This window comes from Vagococcus sp. QWL-13, assembly GCF_058683555.1.
In genome coordinates this window covers 85,001-98,533 of sequence record NZ_CM178746.1, presented here as the reverse complement: position 1 = coordinate 98,533, position 13,533 = coordinate 85,001, and the positions used below count along the sequence as shown (strand labels likewise).

The window sequence follows — 13,533 nt, the reverse complement described above, 5'->3', positions numbered from 1 at the left end:
CAGGATGTCGCGTTATTATATTCAAGAAAACCTTTTAACCGCTAGACAGCCGACCATTGTGCGCAATGAAGAAGGAAAAACAATTTTTCTGATGGTTGGAAAATGGGGTGCTCGTGGAGATGTGCTATCACTCTATACGTTTGACGGGGAACTGGTGGCCAATGTTCAACAAATTTCACGGGGCACAGGTATCGGCTCCTTATTTCACATCTACTATCATTTTAAAAAAGTCGGCAGTCTCAGACGCGTCTTTTCTTTTCAAAAAGATTTTTATTTTATCCCTCAGCTGTCGTGGGTAGTCGTAGGAAACATCCCCAAGCATGAGTATAATATTTATTCACTTCAAAGAAAAATTATGAGCATGGAAAAAACTTACCACGCCAAAGGCAGTTTCTATGAACTGGATGTGCCTCAAGACGAGTATGCTCCCATCTGCATCTGCATTGCAGCTGTGCTGGATTACTGGTCAGCGGACCGCAAAAAAGAACACAAATTTTTCAAACAGCAGTCCCCCCAGAGAAACTTGGGGTTTTAAAAAAAGGCGAAGCACCAAATAAAAAAGGGCTGGACACCCTTATGATTCAGTCATAAAAGAATCCAGTCATACCGCCTCTCTAGAATCGTCTGTCATTCACTTTACCCACAGTGAATGGCAGATGGTTCTTTTTTTATCCCCTGTTGATAGTGCAAACAGTTTCTCTATGCCCCGTGTGAAATTCGGACAAAATAAAAAATGAACCTCTTTAAAAGAAGTTCATTAAAAAAACTGTTATTAGCCCGATAATTAAAGCCAAAATACCCATGACTAAAGAAAATGACAATACAATAAGTGTTTTCTCTTTCAGATATTTTCTGTTATCCCTTTGTTCCCTCAATTCAGCTAAGTTAGATTTCCCCTCTGAAAATGCAACGATTTCTTTATAGGTTTTAATATCATGTTGCTTTTTAAATTTTTCAACTCTGAGTGCAAAATACATACTGATCACCCATAAAAAAACAGGCGGAATAAAACCCCAGTTGCCCCAAATAACAACACTTGGAACTCCTATGATTAACATCAATACTAAAAAAAGCAGCATCCCTTTCGTATCCTTATCCATATCGTCGTGGTTAATCATCTTTTTCATTTTATCCATGTCCCCTTTCACTAATTCATCTAGGGAAATATCAAAAAGAATACTTAGAGCAATTAAATTTTGCAGATCAGGATAGGTTTTATCGTTTTCCCATTTGGAAATCGTTTGACGGGTAACGTATATTTTTTCCGCCAAAGCTTCTTGGGAAAAGTTGTTCAATTCCCGATATTTTTTTAATTGTTTGCTAAAGTTCATTTTGTTACCTCCTAGTGAATTCAGAGTACATCGAAATAAAATAATTATCTGCCTACTGTAAGCCCCATCGGCTGTTATCTAGTGTATACATTTGTTTACATTATAGCAAACAAGGTTTTTAATCGATATCATCACCTGTTATGTAAGCAAAACTTGCCTGTTAGCTTTTAGAACATCAAATTTATGCGATGTTCCTTTTTGTTTCTGGCTAATTAAAGTACAATCAACTTATTATTATCTCAAGGAAGTGATTCAAGTGGAAATCGGAAAAATAATAAAAGAAAACAGGACTGCTAAAAATATGACTCAAGAAGAACTAGCTAACGAATTATTTGTTAGCCGGCCGTTGATTTCTAAATGGGAGAATGGGAAAAGTTATCCCGATTTAGAGCAGCTGCTGAAATTAAGTGATTTTTTTGATTTGACCCTTGATGAACTATTGAAGGGAGATAAAAAAATGACAAAAAAATTAAATACCATCATCAAAAGAAAACACTTATTAACAGGGATAATCATTATTCTGCTAATGATTATTTGCTTTACTTTATACTCTATTTGGACAAGACAAAGCATCCAACTTAAACCTTCTGATATTGAGATAACTTCAATAAAAATAGAAAAAAATCCCAGTATCGATGTTGTTAACCCAGATACCGAAGAAAAAGTAACTTTGCCAGAAGATGTTTCCTATCAGATAAAATATAAAGTAAAAAAATCATTTACTGCTATCCAGACAGGCTACTATTTTGATCAAGATCAAGACAATATCTATGTCGATATCAGAGGCAGCCGCACCCTCTTTCCGTCAAACAATGAGCATACGTTTATCATTTCATCAGATGCTAAGTTATACGGAGAAAACGAACATATAAAGCTTGATGACAACTATGTGCAAAGAGTGATAAAAAATAAAGATATAAAAATTTTAGACATAAACAGCCTTGCCAAGTCTATTCCAACATATGGTCTGAATAGTTCTGACGGAACAAATATGGACCACAATATAAAAAGTTGGACTCTTATAAAAAAATCTGACTTAAAAAATAAATAGGCCTTAGGATGTTTATAACAACAACGTTTTAAAAAATTGATGGTCTCACTTTACAATTTGATGTTGTATTTCAAATTTCACTTATTCAATTTTTAAGTATTGCAACAATACAATTATTTTTCTGTTTAAAACAATAATGATATAATATGTTTGAAAGGTTCTCAATTATCACTCCTTAAATGTTTTAGCAAGCATCATTTTGTCGAAATACCCGCTCTTTCAGTCAATTGTCATCAGTAAAAAGCAAGTCGTAAATGTTTGGGAACTAACTCGTTTCTTATAAATCTATTCACTTGAACTAATTGTCGCTTCATGAAAAGGGGGGGAGCACAGTGGAACAATTGCCTGCTTTGGCACGATTTTTTTGGCTTATAGTGCCGCTGTTTTGGATCTTGGTTGGGGTCATTTTATACTTCATCATTAAGCTCGCTGTAAGAAACGGTATTAATGAATCCAATCTTTTTAAAAATGACAGACAGAAAAACGAAGAAAAAAGAGATGACTAGTCGTCTCTTTTTTTATTTCTTTCAAAAGATAAACCCCTCTTTTTTACTCCCTAGCTCAATATCACCTAAAAATTGAGAATTCAGATTTTTTGATTTATAATAAATCAAGTTTATACATTTACTTAAAAGAACAGCAGTGGAAATTATCTCTTGCCATCCGGAAAAAAACGATGCTGTTGACAGCAAGTTATCTTTGCCATCAACAGCCAACAGTGCGCATTTTATCTGTTTTTCCGCAAGACATTACCCAGCTGCCATCGGAGGAAGATACTGTGAAATCACCTTTAAGAATCCTCGGCGGTCTTTTGACTGCTTTTGGACTTTTTATCATTTACTCTTTGCCTAGCACTTTGATTTATCTCAATCAGGAATTATTGGCCAATGTGAGCATCTTTTTGATTGTTTTTGCATTCGTCAGTTTTTATCTCTTTAAAACCCAGAATAAACGACAAAAAAAAGTTTTTCGCTGGAAAAATATCAGGAGAGTCGTTATCGGCTATCTTGCCATTTTCTCCTGTAATTTTTTGCTGCAATTTTTCATGGAACAAGCTACAACAGACAATAATGAAACGATTTATGCCCTATCCAATCAAATTTCTCCCTTGACTTTGTTTTTACTGTTGTGTGTATTGGCCCCAATCGGCGAAGAAATTATTTTCCGCTATTGTGTAATTAACAGTTTTGGAGATGTGGCTGACCCTAACCAAAAAGGCGGGCAATTTATCGGCCTGCTCGTCAGTGCTGCCCTCTTTAGTCTGCCCCATGTTCCAGAATCATTCGTTGTGTTTCTGACTTATGCTGCCATGGGACTTGTCATTGGTTTAGTTTATCTCAAATCACAACGATTGGAAGTAGCAATAATGCTACATTTTATCAATAATCTTTTGCCGTTTCTTGTTATGGTATTCACTCCAGAACTGCTATGAACAATAAGTAAGCATAAAATAGTTGTTTTCTAAAATTTTATGTTACCATTAAATATACAAAGACTATCAGCAAGGATGTGTTTAGTATGGAAAAGAAAACAATTGGTATCTTAGTAGGAAGTCTGAGAAAAGGGTCCTTTAGTAAAAAGATTGCTCATTCACTGGCAGAACTTTTTCCAGAGGAGTTTACCACAGAGTTTATCGAAATCGGCAACTTGGAATGGTACGATCAGGACTTGGACGATGAAAACCGCCCGACAGAAAACTGGACAGCTTTTCGTAACAAATTGAAAAACATTGATGCTTTTATTTTTGTCACTCCAGAATACAACCGTTCCGTGCCCGGTGCTTTGAAAAACGCCTTAGACGTAGGCTCTCGCCCTTATGGTTCAAGCGTTTGGGACGGCAAGCCGGCCTTTGTAGTAAGCTCATCCACAGGTGCTATCAGCGGCTTCGGTGCCAACCACCATTTACGTCAATCACTTGTCTTCCTAAATATGCCGACAATGCAGCAACCTGAAGCATACATTGCCTATTCAAATAAATTGTATGACGAAAACGATGCTCTTGTTAACCAAGGCACACAAGATTTCTTCCAGTTGTTGGTCAATAGTTTTGTTGACTGGATTGGAAAATTTAATTAGTCGCAGTGATAAGAGCATGACCTGTAAGTAGGTTTCATAGCTGAAATAGAGACCTTTAAAAATTAACCCCCCATGTCATCATTATTTTGAAAAAATGATGTCATGGGGGGTTCTTTATTTTGGGACTTTTGAGTCAGTCTCTTGCTTTTTTATTTCTTTATTTCATCAGACATTTTTCTTATCGCATGGTCACAAATTCTTCTGCCCCTGTGGGATGGATTGCTACGGTTTGGTCGAAATCTTTTTTGGTCGCACCCATTTTTATCGCTACGGCAAACCCTTGCAGCATCTCATCAACACCGATTCCAATGCCATGCAAACCAATGATTTTTTCTTCACTGCCTAAACAAACCAACTTCATTGTCGCTTTGATTTTTCTTTTCTGCAAGGCATAAAACATCGGGTTGAACTGACTGCGATAAATTTTTATTTCATCTTTCCCATATTTTGCCAGTGCTTCCTCTTCCGTCAAGCCGATTGTCGCAATTGGCGGATGGGTAAAAATAACGGTAGGGATATTGGTGTAGTCCAGATACTCTTCCTCTTTCCCGTTAAACAATCGTTCTGACAAGCGCCGTCCTGCTGCGATAGCTACAGGAGTCAAGTCCACTTTGCCAATCAAATCTCCTACGGCATAAATTCCTTTTTGTGTGGTATTCTGATACTTATCCACCTTCACAAAGCCGTCTTCATCGGTAACCACAGAGGTCTTTTCCAAACCTAGGTTTTCAATGTTAGGTTTGCGCCCCACTGCCCAAATCAATCGGTCTGTCTCAATCTTTTCGCCGCTTTCAAAACGAATGACCAAACTGTCATCCTCTTGCTTAACAACTTTCTCAGGTATCGAATGAGAATGCAGATGAATCCCTTCTTGTTCGTAAATCGCCATCATCTCTCTAACGATTTCTTCGTCGAAAGAACGTAGTGGGCGGTCGTAACGAAACGCTAGATGGACCTCAACGCCCAAACCATGGAGCAATCCCGCCAGCTCTACCGAAACATAACCCGCTCCAGCAATCACAACCTTTTCAGGAAGATCTTCCCAGTCAAAAAAGCCATCCGAATCAACCCCGTGTTCTGCTCCCGGGATATCAGGAAACTCGGTATGATTACCGGTAGCCAACAAAATATGAGGGGCAGTAAAGGTTTGACCGTTGACTTCAATTGTCTTCTCATCAACAAATTTAGCAAAGCCCTTCAGCACTGTGACGTTATTGTGTGCCAATCCTTTATCATAATGCCCATGCAAACGCTCGATGTATGCTTGACGATTTTTTACAAGCTGTTTGAAATCCGTTGCTTTCAACTCCACATCCAAACCGTAACTTTCCGCATCAAGTAAAATGTTTTCCCGAAGCGTGGACGCCTCCCAAAGAACTTTTTTGGGGACACATCCCACATTGACACACGTCCCGCCAATTTTATTTGCTTCAATCAGGAGAACCTTAGCGCCATACATCCCCGCCCGGTTGGCCGATGCAATCCCGCCGCTTCCCCCGCCTATTACTATATAATCGTAGGTTGCCATGATCCTAAATTCCTTTCTATTCTGAACATATAAACGTTAACACTCCTTTAAATTATACAGAAAGTCATAAACAGATTGCAATACATCTGACCATGATCTTTAAAATCTCCATAAATATCCATCTTTTCTTTCAAAAGAAAAAAGAAGACAACGAATATTGTGTCTTCTAAGAATCAGATTGACTAAGAGGGTCAACTGCCAAAACTACTTTTTCTTGCGGAGCATATCCCCAACGCTGACAGGTTGTGCAACGGGCATGGTCAACACCATCATCGGATTTGGTGCCCTGTCGATGGCCTCTCCCTCATCGTTCCACATCACGTCAACTTTTTGCTCAAAATGATGGAAACCGGGGCCGTAAAACTCGATTTCATCTCCCACGCTAAAGTGATTACGCTGCCGGATAGTTGCGATTTTTGTTTCTTCGTCATAGGAAAGAACTTCTCCGATAAAACTGTATGAGGGGATTTTACGCCGTGCACCAAATAGTTGCTCATTTTCACTTGGCGTTCCAAAATAAAAGCCGGTAGACAGCTCCCGCTGAGCCACTTTCCACAACTCATCGATCCACTCTTGTTTACAAGTATAGTTTTCCGGATCTTCCATGTAACTATTTACAGCAGCTTTGTACACATTGGCCACTGTGGAAACATAATGAATAGACTTCATCCGCCCCTCGATTTTAAAACTATCCACACCGTTTTCTATCAGCTGGGGGATATATTCAATCATAGACATATCGACGGCACTCATAGAGAAAGGTTCTGTCGTGTCAAAATCATCCACTAGGGAGTGTCTCTCACCGGAAAAAGGCATGTCATACAAATCATACTTCCAACGGCAAGACTGACAGCAGCCCCCGCGATTTGCGTCTCTTTTCGCCATATGATTAGATAATGTGCAGCGCCCGGAGTAGGATATACACATGGCTCCGTGGATAAAGGCTTCTATTTCAACATCTGTATGCTCACGAATCGTTTTGATTTCGTCCATGGAAACTTCACGGGCCAGTACCACCCGCTCCAGTCCTTCATTTTTCCAAAACTCTAAGGTTTCAAAGTTAGTGGCAGAAGACTGGGTGGACAAATGGATGGGCAGTCCCGGAGCATCTGTCGCACATATCTCTATCAATGCAGGGTCAGAAATGATGACCGCATTGATGCCTATATCTCTCAACCGCCGGAAAAATTCTCCTGCCCCTTCTTCATCGTGTTCGTGCGTTACCATATTTGCGGCCACATAAACCTTTGCTTGATGCTTCTTAGCAAAAGCCACTCCTTCAGACATTTCATCAAAAGAAAAATTGCCCGCCCGGCTGCGCAGACCGTAAGCATCTCCGCCGATATACACTGCATCTGCCCCGTAGTGAATCGCTGTTTTTAATTTCTCAAGCGTTCCTGCCGGTGCCAATACCTCGGGACGCTTCAATTGCTTTTTGACTATTTCCATGCTTATTTCACCTCTTCCGGATCCATCAAAAAGAATCCTGTGTCAAGCTCCCGGTTTTCAGGATGTAAAGAACAGACATTGCTGCTTAATTCTTTAGCCAGACTCTCATCCCATCGTCCCTGCTCAAGAGCCTCTCTAGCTTTGACAAACTGCTTAGCGATTTCCACAAAATTATCACTCGGTGTGTAAAGACCGTCCAGCTTCCAATGTAGAAAATTCAACTCCGCCAGTTTACCCAGCTGCTCCATCAGATTAAGATCATTATTCGCAAAAATATGCGTGCCGTGTTCATCTTCATAAATGGAATAATGTGTCTCAGTTTTTTTCGGTTCAGATAAAAACAAGTCTCTTTCCCTCGTCGTATCCTTAGGTCCTGCTTCAACAAAATTAAAATAATTTTCTAAAAGAGGGCGCTTGGACTGATGGATGCAAGTGGCACCATAGACTAGTATTTCCCCAAACCCCAATAATTTATTTTTCATCTCTTTAAGCTCCAGATAGGGAACTTCTCTGGCAACAACTGAGCCGATTGCCCCACGCCGATACCAAAAATTCATTTGTCGGGCACTTGTCACCATCGTATGTCCATCATATATAAAAGGCAGACGGAACTTGTCCCGTCTGATGACGTGGACCACTCCCGCATCCCCTACCGCGACAGCATCTACTTTGATTTCTTCCAAAAATTTCAAATACGCCGGCAGCTGCTTCATTTTTTCCGGATGCATCAAACCATTGACTGCTACGGTGACTTTTTTGCCAAACCGGTGCGAAAGTTCAGTCAACGCCTGCTGTTCCTCCAACGAAAAATTATATGGTAATCTCAGACCAAATGTTTTGCCGCCAAAATAAAGGGTGTCCACTCCAGCTTCCAAAAGTTTCTCGGCCTGCGAGAGGGATGCCACTGTAGCGGTAATATTAATCTTCATCCTTAAATTTCTCCCCTCAATAATCATTGCTATACTATCACAAGTTTCATGAAAAACCAAGACGTTTTCATTACTGACACCAGCAAAAAACTGTTATATTTAAGAATACAATCACTTAAATATAACAGTTCTATCCCGCATTCTCTGGAACTTGTGCTTTTACTGACTACACTGGCAAAATTTTATCCGGTGCAGGGGTTTTCACACTAACTGTGATCTTGCCTTTCGTAGCGCCAATAGTTACTTTATCCCCAGTAGCAATCTTTCCGGACAACAACTCTTCGCTGAGTTTGTCCTCAATCTCTTTTTGCAGAGCCCGTTTCAACGGACGTGCACCGTACTCAGGGTCGAAACCAACTTTACCAATCACATCCAATGCTTTTGATGTGATTTTCAACTCAATGTCCTGCTCTGCTAAACGTTCAATCACAGAACGGGACATGATTTTCACGATTTCACGCAATTCCTCTTTGACCAAAGAACGGAAAACGATTGTTTCATCCACTCTATTCAAGAATTCCGGACGGAAAGCTTTTTTCAGTTCTTCCATGATTTTATCTTGCATTGCTTTATGGTCCTGAGTGATATCAAGCACATTAAAACCAACCGAGATATCCTCTTTTAAAGCAGTCGCCCCAACATTGGATGTCATGATTAAAATAGTATTTTTAAAGTCTACTTGGCGTCCTTTGGCATCAGTCAAATGACCGTCATCCAGCACTTGCAGCAAGACGTTGAAAATATCCGGATGAGCTTTTTCTACCTCATCAAAAAGAATGACCGAATATGGTTTTTGACGGATTTTTTCAGTCAATTGACCGCCTTCATCATAACCCACATAGCCTGGCGGTGAACCAATCAGGCGGCTGGTGGTGTGTTTTTCCATATATTCTGACATATCAACCCGGACTAACGCATCCTCTGAACCAAACATGGCTTCCGCCAACGCTTTGGCCAATTCTGTTTTCCCAACTCCCGTAGGACCTAAGAACATAAAGGAACCGATAGGACGTTTCGGATCTTTCAATCCACTTCTCGCACGGCGAATCGCACGGGAAACAGCTTCCACTGCTTCTTCTTGTCCGACCACACGTTGGTGCAAAACTTTTTCCAAATTAAGCAAACGTTCGCTTTCTTTCTTCTCCAACTGCTGTAAAGGAATCCCTGTCCATTGAGACACGACTTCTTCGATATCCATGACTGTCACCGAACGCTCGTAACTGTTTTTTTCTGCCTGCATTTGGTCATATTTCAAAAGTTTTTCTTGCTGACGCTTTTCCTGTTTTCTCAAACCAGAAGCTGATTCAAAATTTTGTTCCAAGATAGCCGCTTCTTTGGCTTCTTGGAGTTCTTCCAGCTTGCTCATCAAAGCCACTCTCGGAGAAACCTTGTCAGAATCACTTAATCTTACTTTAGCTGCACTTTCATCAATCAAATCAATCGCTTTATCCGGCAACTGGCGGGAAGTGATGTAACGAACGGATAAATTCACTGCCTCTTCTAGCGCTTCATCGGTAATATTCACCTTGTGATGTTCTTCGTATTTTGGACGAATCCCTTTTAAAATCTCCACAGTATCCTCTGCTGACGGTTCATCCACCTGAACTTTTGCAAAACGCCGCTCCAACGCGGAATCCTTCTCAATATATTTTTGATATTCATCCAAAGTTGTGGCGCCGACTGTCTGTAATTCACCACGAGCTAAGGCTGGTTTCAGAATATTCGATGCGTCGATCGCCCCTTCAGCGCCTCCTGCACCAATCAAAGTATGGAGCTCGTCAATAAATAAAATCACGTTGCCGTCTTGATAAATTTCCTCTACAACTTTTTTCATGCGGTCTTCAAACTCGCCTCGGTATTTAGTTCCGGCGACTACCGAGCCCATGTCCAGCATCATCAGACGTTTGGCAGACATTTCCTCCGGCACAGAACCTTCGACGATTTTTTGCGCCAGACTTTCAGCAATGGCTGTTTTCCCAACACCGGGCTCCCCAACCAAAACGGGATTATTTTTAGTTCTGCGGCTCAATATTTGAATCAGGCGTTTCACTTCATTTTGACGGCCAACCACAGGATCCATTTTTTTAGCTTTCGCCAAGGCCGTTAAATCACGAGCCAATGAATCCAAAACAGGGGTGCTGCTGTCTTCCATCGAATTTGCTTCCCGTGTATTAGGTCTGCGGTTGCCTGTTTTCATTCCTTTGCCCTCAGTCAATCCCATTTTTTTAAGGACCATCTGTCTGGTTTTAGCCAAGTCCAATCCGAAATTTCTTAAAATTCGTGAGGCTAAAATTTCATCATCTCTCAAAATCCCTAATAAAATATGTTCCGTCCCCACTTGGGGGGAACGAAGTCTCTTAGCTTCGTCTTGGGAAAAAGCCAAGATTTGTCTCGTTCTAGGGGAATACGGCAAATAAGGGATGACCTGTCTTTTTCTCATGGTGCCATACCCAGTTAAATTGGCGATTTCGTCACGCAAATCTGCTTCCTGCACGTCAAATTGACGTAATATTTTACCTGCCACGCCATCCTGCTCGATTACCAGCCCCAGCAATAAATGCTCAGAGCCCACCGACTGATGACGAAAGTTTTTTGCTTCTTCTTGAGCAATCAGTAATACTTTTTTTGCTTTTTCTGTAAATGTCCGCTCCATATTCTTACCTCTTTTCTTCATAACGAAGACGATCCAACAGCGCTTTTATTATAGCAGCCCTGACATTATCTTCACTCGGATTTTGCTTGCCGATTGCTTCATAGCTGATAATTGATACCAGCAATTCAGCTTCTCTTTTGCTTATGATATCATAATTATACAATTGCTGTAGAACGGCAACGCCATCCTTATACGTTAATTGTGTACCGATGTTTTTTTGTAAATAGGACAAGACTTCATCATGAGAACTTAATTCCACACGTTGAATGCGGATATACCCTCCGCCGCCCCGCTTGCTTTCTACGGTATAGCCCTGAGCCAAAGTAAACCGCGTATTAATCACATAGTTGATTTGAGACGGCACACAACTGAACAAATCTGCCATTTCTGAGCGGCGGATTTCAATAATTTCTTCTTCTGTTTCATTTAAAATTGATTTGAGATACTGTTCAATCAAATCCGACATACTTTGATGACTCATGTGTATTCACCTTGCTTTTTGACTATATTTGACCTTACTTAGTATTATACAAAACTTGCTGTTAAAGGGAAAGAAGTTTGATTGTAAAAAAAAAGTCCCCAACAACTCTTTCTTTAAAACAGGAGTTAATATCGATATAAAAATCTGCCTCCCGGACTTTCAATAAACAAGAAGGTCATCGTTAAAAAGCAAAGAGTCGATAATTATTCAGTGAACGCTATTGACAGGGAAGAATTTCGATGCTAAAATATCATACAATTTAGTAAATCAAACCGTTGATGCGGAGATAACGGCAATGATGCCTTTACAGAGAACCTGTGGTGCTGAGAGTCAGGTAAGAAACACGTTGTCAAATGGACCGCTGAGGGTGCAGTCAAATGGGAATTCCCAAAGTATTCTGCAACGTGTGGGCATACGTCAATTGCCAGGGATATGTCAGTATCCTGCTAAGCGCACGGAACATACCGTGAATCAAGGTGGCACCGCGAATAATATCGTACAACATTTGTACTTATTCGTCCTTGACAGAGTAGATATTTCTGTCAAGGGCGTTTTTTGTTTACATGAACTCCTTTGACATGAAATATAAGTCAAAGGAGTTTTTCTATTTTAGGAGGTTAATGCAATGTTATTTACCAAACGCTGGTGGCGCCCCTGCGCCTAGAAAAGAAATTACATCAAGAATAACGTATCAAATCAACACTAACCTAAACTTTATCTATATTGGAGGAAAATAAAATGAAATTTAACGAAATTGAATTCAACACCTACTTTAAAAACTATCCCGATGCCAACGGCTATTTTGGCAAATACGGCGGTTCCTACATTCCGCCTGAATTGCAGAACGCTATGGATGAAATCAATGATGCCTATCAAACGATATGTAAATCCTCAAAATTTATCAATGAACTGCGCCGCATTCGCAAAGAGTTTCAGGGAAGACCTACTCCTATTTCCTATTTGGAAAGATTGTCCGGAAAACTCGGAAATGTTCAACTTTATGTGAAGCGTGAAGATTTAAACCATACTGGCGCACACAAACTCAATCACTGTATGGGCGAGGCATTGCTTGCTAAATATATGGGCAAGAAGAAAATCATCGCTGAAACCGGTGCTGGTCAGCACGGTGTAGCCCTTGCAACTGCTGCTGCATACTTTGGCTTGGAATGCGACATCTATATGGGATCAGTAGACATCAAAAAACAGGCACCCAACGTTGCCAGAATGAAAATCTTAGGTGCCAAGGTTGTAGAAGTGACAGAGGGACTGGCAACTTTAAAGGAGGCTGTGGATGCTGCTTTTACAGCTTACCTCCAAGACTATAAAGATGCCATTTATTGTATCGGCTCAGTTGTCGGCCCCCATCCCTTCCCGATGATGGTGCGTGACTTCCAGAGTGTGGTAGGTATCGAGGCAAGGGAACAGTTCCTTGAAATGACGGGTGAGCTTCCTGATGCCATCGTTGCCTGTGTGGGAGGAGGCTCTAATTCCATGGGTCTATTCTCCGGTTTCCTGAACGATCCCGTTGATATTTACGGTGTGGAACCTCTGGGCAAAGGAAGCAAGTTGGGCGACCATGCTGCCAGTCTTACTTATGGTGAAGAGGGTATCATGCATGGTTTCAACAGCATTATGCTGAAAGATGAACATGGCGAACCTGCACCTGTATATTCAGTTGCCTCCGGTCTGGATTATCCTTCCAGCGGCCCTGAACATGCCTTCTTGCACGATCTCGGCAGAGTAAAATATGAGGCGATTACCGATGATGAAACTATTGACGCCTTCTTTGAGCTTTCCCGAATGGAAGGGATTATCCCGGCTATTGAAAGCTCCCATGCTGTTGCCTACGGAATGAAACTTGCCAAGACTATGGGCAAAGGCTCTGTTCTTATCAACCTCTCTGGAAGAGGGGACAAAGACATGGATTATATCATTGAAAAATATGGTACTCGGTAAATCAGAAAGCGGTAAGGAGAACTATTTGAAAAAATTCAAAAAAACCTCTGCAAACCATATGGTTTGCAGAGGTTTTTTA

At 40.7% G+C, this 13,533-nt stretch carries 13 protein-coding genes; 7 read left to right on the top strand and 6 right to left on the bottom strand.

Annotated elements, in window-relative coordinates; genetic code table 11:
• The first annotated feature begins 4 nt into the window (after positions 1-4).
• Positions 5-535, top strand: a complete 531-nt coding sequence (locus tag AC4PHI_RS00485; protein ID WP_492200387.1) for an LURP-one-related/scramblase family protein — start codon at positions 5-7, stop codon at positions 533-535.
• Positions 536-743: 208 nt separating this feature from the next.
• On the opposite strand, the gene AC4PHI_RS00480 is transcribed toward AC4PHI_RS00485, so the two are convergent.
• The gene (locus tag AC4PHI_RS00480; protein ID WP_492200386.1) at positions 744-1,331 is read right to left on the bottom strand and encodes a helix-turn-helix domain-containing protein; all 588 of its coding nucleotides are present in this window, start codon (positions 1,329-1,331) and stop codon (positions 744-746) included.
• Positions 1,332-1,587: 256 nt separating this feature from the next.
• Between AC4PHI_RS00480 and AC4PHI_RS00475 the strand changes: the two genes are divergently transcribed.
• The 4 genes from AC4PHI_RS00475 to AC4PHI_RS00460 all read left to right on the top strand — a co-directional run bounded on the left by AC4PHI_RS00475 (position 1,588) and on the right by AC4PHI_RS00460 (position 4,458).
• A complete protein-coding gene (locus tag AC4PHI_RS00475) occupies positions 1,588-2,382 on the top strand; it encodes a helix-turn-helix domain-containing protein (RefSeq protein ID WP_492200385.1) in 795 nt (264 codons plus the stop codon).
• Between the two features lie 332 nt (positions 2,383-2,714).
• Positions 2,715-2,888, top strand: a complete 174-nt coding sequence (locus AC4PHI_RS00470; RefSeq protein ID WP_492200384.1) for a DUF6019 family protein — start codon at positions 2,715-2,717, stop codon at positions 2,886-2,888.
• Between the two features lie 89 nt (positions 2,889-2,977).
• Complete coding sequence (locus AC4PHI_RS00465) at positions 2,978-3,814, top strand: CPBP family intramembrane glutamic endopeptidase (protein WP_492200383.1); 837 nt, start codon at positions 2,978-2,980, stop codon at positions 3,812-3,814.
• Positions 3,815-3,900: 86 nt separating this feature from the next.
• Entirely contained in the window at positions 3,901-4,458 is a 558-nt protein-coding gene (locus tag AC4PHI_RS00460; protein WP_492200382.1) for an NADPH-dependent FMN reductase, read from the top strand.
• A 178-nt stretch (positions 4,459-4,636) separates the two neighbouring features.
• Here the strand turns inward: AC4PHI_RS00460 and gor are convergent, their stop codons facing one another.
• From gor to AC4PHI_RS00435, 5 genes are all read right to left on the bottom strand, one after another.
• Positions 4,637-5,986 carry a glutathione-disulfide reductase gene (gene gor, locus AC4PHI_RS00455; RefSeq protein WP_492200381.1) on the bottom strand — a complete coding sequence of 450 codons (1,350 nt, stop codon included), beginning with the start codon at positions 5,984-5,986 and terminating at the stop codon, positions 4,637-4,639.
• A 204-nt stretch (positions 5,987-6,190) separates the two neighbouring features.
• Positions 6,191-7,435 carry a peptidase U32 family protein gene (locus tag AC4PHI_RS00450; RefSeq protein ID WP_492200380.1) on the bottom strand — a complete coding sequence of 415 codons (1,245 nt, stop codon included), beginning with the start codon at positions 7,433-7,435 and terminating at the stop codon, positions 6,191-6,193.
• 2 nt (positions 7,436-7,437) lie between these two features.
• A complete protein-coding gene (locus tag AC4PHI_RS00445) occupies positions 7,438-8,364 on the bottom strand; it encodes a peptidase U32 family protein (RefSeq protein ID WP_492200379.1) in 927 nt (308 codons plus the stop codon).
• A 166-nt stretch (positions 8,365-8,530) separates the two neighbouring features.
• Positions 8,531-11,017, bottom strand: coding sequence for an ATP-dependent Clp protease ATP-binding subunit (locus AC4PHI_RS00440; protein ID WP_492200378.1), 2,487 nt, complete (start codon positions 11,015-11,017; stop codon positions 8,531-8,533).
• Positions 11,018-11,021: 4 nt separating this feature from the next.
• Positions 11,022-11,498 (bottom strand): CtsR family transcriptional regulator, encoded by a 477-nt coding sequence (locus AC4PHI_RS00435; protein WP_492200377.1) that lies wholly within the window; start codon positions 11,496-11,498, stop codon positions 11,022-11,024.
• A gap of 295 nt (positions 11,499-11,793) precedes the next feature.
• Here AC4PHI_RS00435 and AC4PHI_RS00430 point away from each other — a divergent pair, with 295 nt between their 5' ends.
• Both AC4PHI_RS00430 and trpB read left to right on the top strand, forming a co-directional pair.
• Positions 11,794-12,075, top strand: coding sequence for a hypothetical protein (locus tag AC4PHI_RS00430; RefSeq protein ID WP_492200376.1), 282 nt, complete (start codon positions 11,794-11,796; stop codon positions 12,073-12,075).
• A gap of 161 nt (positions 12,076-12,236) precedes the next feature.
• Positions 12,237-13,454: a tryptophan synthase subunit beta gene (trpB, locus tag AC4PHI_RS00425; RefSeq protein ID WP_492200375.1), complete on the top strand. Its 1,218-nt coding sequence runs from the start codon at positions 12,237-12,239 to the stop codon at positions 13,452-13,454.
• Positions 13,455-13,533 lie beyond the last annotated feature (79 nt).

Coding starts and splice junctions, on each gene's coding strand:
- AC4PHI_RS00480 (WP_492200386.1), bottom strand. CDS start 1,331: ATGAACTTTAGCAAACAATTAAAAAAATATCGGGAATTGAACAACTTT.
- AC4PHI_RS00430 (WP_492200376.1), top strand. CDS start 11,794: ATGATGCCTTTACAGAGAACCTGTGGTGCTGAGAGTCAGGTAAGAAAC.
- AC4PHI_RS00450 (WP_492200380.1), bottom strand. CDS start 7,435: ATGGAAATAGTCAAAAAGCAATTGAAGCGTCCCGAGGTATTGGCACCG.
- AC4PHI_RS00460 (WP_492200382.1), top strand. CDS start 3,901: ATGGAAAAGAAAACAATTGGTATCTTAGTAGGAAGTCTGAGAAAAGGG.
- AC4PHI_RS00445 (WP_492200379.1), bottom strand. CDS start 8,364: ATGAAGATTAATATTACCGCTACAGTGGCATCCCTCTCGCAGGCCGAG.
- gor (WP_492200381.1), bottom strand. CDS start 5,986: ATGGCAACCTACGATTATATAGTAATAGGCGGGGGAAGCGGCGGGATT.
- AC4PHI_RS00435 (WP_492200377.1), bottom strand. CDS start 11,498: ATGAGTCATCAAAGTATGTCGGATTTGATTGAACAGTATCTCAAATCA.
- AC4PHI_RS00485 (WP_492200387.1), top strand. CDS start 5: ATGTCGCGTTATTATATTCAAGAAAACCTTTTAACCGCTAGACAGCCG.
- AC4PHI_RS00440 (WP_492200378.1), bottom strand. CDS start 11,017: ATGGAGCGGACATTTACAGAAAAAGCAAAAAAAGTATTACTGATTGCT.
- trpB (WP_492200375.1), top strand. CDS start 12,237: ATGAAATTTAACGAAATTGAATTCAACACCTACTTTAAAAACTATCCC.